The sequence below is a fragment of the Ruegeria sp. HKCCD8929 genome (assembly GCF_013031405.1).
Taxonomy (GTDB): Bacteria; Pseudomonadota; Alphaproteobacteria; order Rhodobacterales; family Rhodobacteraceae; genus Ruegeria.
In genome coordinates this window covers 1-1,853 of record NZ_WPZY01000121.1, presented here as the reverse complement: position 1 = coordinate 1,853, position 1,853 = coordinate 1, and the positions used below count along the sequence as shown (strand labels likewise).

The following is a 1,853-nucleotide window of genomic DNA, read 5'->3' as shown; positions in this document are numbered from 1 at the left end:
GTAGACCCAGACGGCATAGGCGATGATCTCGCGCGGAAAACGAAAACCCTTCAGGTGCGGCATTTTGGGCGGTATCTTCATGCGTGAGCGGTAACCAGTTCAGAACGCGTAAACAAGTTGGCAGTGCCGGGTATGTCTCAGGTTAAAAGTCGTGGGCTCTAGTATGTGGGAGGCGGGACCTCGAACGGCGCGCCGCACCAGGTTTGGCTAGGCTGGCTCGCCGTCTGAAATCACAGTCACACTGCTTTGGCCATCCCAACCTTGCGCAAACAGGTCATTTCGGAGCTGTCTGGCAGGCGAAGCGGCTGCTTTTTGCACGAGGCCAAAACGTCTGCTCGTGTTGCGGCTTTCAACCTTGCCGACCACGACATCAAGGTGCCGCTTCTGGTATTCAGGCCGACATCGTATGTGTGCACCATCCAGGAAAACGGTCAGTGGGGAGGATGCCGCGTTTGTATCCGTGCCTCCTTGGCCTTCCTCCTCGGAGCTGAGGTCGTCGGCAATGCGCCCCAAGCGATTTCGAACCGTCGTGTTCAACTGAGCCGAACAGGGCAGAAACATTTCGAACAATCGGGCAGCTTCTCGAAACGAGTGCCTCGATCCCAATTCAGTCTGCAGGCACCGAAGTTCTGGCGTCGCACGATCAAGGAGAAGTCCAGCAAATAGAGATTGCGGTCCAGGCCTCGCGATCCCTGCCGATTGGCACGAGCAACATCGAACCCTTGGCGACTTCACCCGAATTCGGCCGTACAGCGTATCGAGAATGCGACCACGATCATCATGGATCGCACGTCGTTTACCACAGTCATTGCATTTCCGGCGAGCCTCAACTGCTTCACCGACCTGATCATGCACAATTGCTTCCTGCAACCGCTTCAACAACGTCTTTGCGTCGTCAAGGAGCAGGCCCAGGTTCTCAGAACCAAATTCGCCGGGCGCACGGCGAAGTCGAACGATATTGTGCCTCCGAGTTCCGCCATCGTCAAACGTAGTCTCGACAAAAACACTCACATCCATGATGGGCCCCGTCTTCTTCAGAAACCCTCACCCTACCACGTCGACCACCAGGTTTTGCCCACTCCCAAGTCTGGGTCACCGTAGAACCAAAACCGCGCAATGAGATCGTCGGACAACCCGGGACGCTGTTGAGCCAAGGAAATAATCCTCCATACCTGGTTTGTGAGAGTTGATGACGATCAGTTCGGCACTGGTCTCGGACGCAAGATCGGGTATCGCCACGCCCGGTTTCCCGGAAAGCACCGCGACCTCAAGGTCGCCCTGACCTTTTGCGATCTCTCGCAGACGTTGCTCAAGGTCTTCGCGGATGTGCTCGGCCGGCTCGAAAGTCACGTATTCGGCGACGTGGACAGGCACGTCCTCGACCACCGCGACCAGCGTAATCTTGCCGGAGTCCGCCAGCAAACGCCGAGCGATGGCAATGGTGCCCTGGATATCGGTGTCGTGGTCCAAAGCGACCGGGATCAGAATATTTTTGTACATGCATTGGCTCCTTGGCTGTGCCGTGTCCTCGTTGCCGCCATTGGCAGCCGGGGCTCACTATCAGTTCACGTCGACACGTGGCTGACATCCTTGTCCGGTGAATAGATGTCCAGAATGTTCCAGTGTCCGGTTGTTGGGGTCGGGTTGTTGATCATGGGCACATCCAGAACCGTGGGCTTGCCGCTGGCAATGGCCGCCTGCAGCGCCGGCAACAGCTCATCGGCGGAACTGACCCGGATGCCCTCGGCGCCATAGGCCTGTGCGATCTCGGCATAGCCGGGCCCGTTGGCCGGAGCCTCCGCCGAGCCGGGGAAGGTGGTGCCGTAGGTCAGCCCGTAATGCGCCTTTTGCAG

The 1,853-nt window shown here is 58.0% G+C and carries 2 protein-coding genes and 2 pseudogenes; all 4 read right to left on the bottom strand.

Annotation, left to right across the window (positions count from 1 at the left end):
- Positions 1–81 (bottom strand): annotated as a pseudogene (locus tag GOX53_RS29300) (IS6 family transposase); the annotation flags it as partial.
- A 129-nt stretch (positions 82–210) separates the two neighbouring features.
- A pseudogene (locus tag GOX53_RS29295) lies at positions 211–1,017 on the bottom strand (ISKra4 family transposase); the annotation flags it as partial.
- A 75-nt stretch (positions 1,018–1,092) separates the two neighbouring features.
- Entirely contained in the window at positions 1,093–1,500 is a 408-nt protein-coding gene (locus GOX53_RS29290) for a universal stress protein (RefSeq protein WP_171182400.1), read from the bottom strand.
- Between the two features lie 65 nt (positions 1,501–1,565).
- Positions 1,566–1,853, bottom strand: a 288-nt coding sequence (locus GOX53_RS29285; protein ID WP_254446867.1) for a thiamine pyrophosphate-dependent enzyme, incomplete at its 5' end; no start/stop codon positions are given.

What these genes read in the sequence shown, in the direction of transcription:
- GOX53_RS29290 (WP_171182400.1), bottom strand. Translation starts at nt 1,500, where the DNA reads ATGTACAAAAATATTCTGATCCCGGTCGCTTTGGACCACGACACCGAT.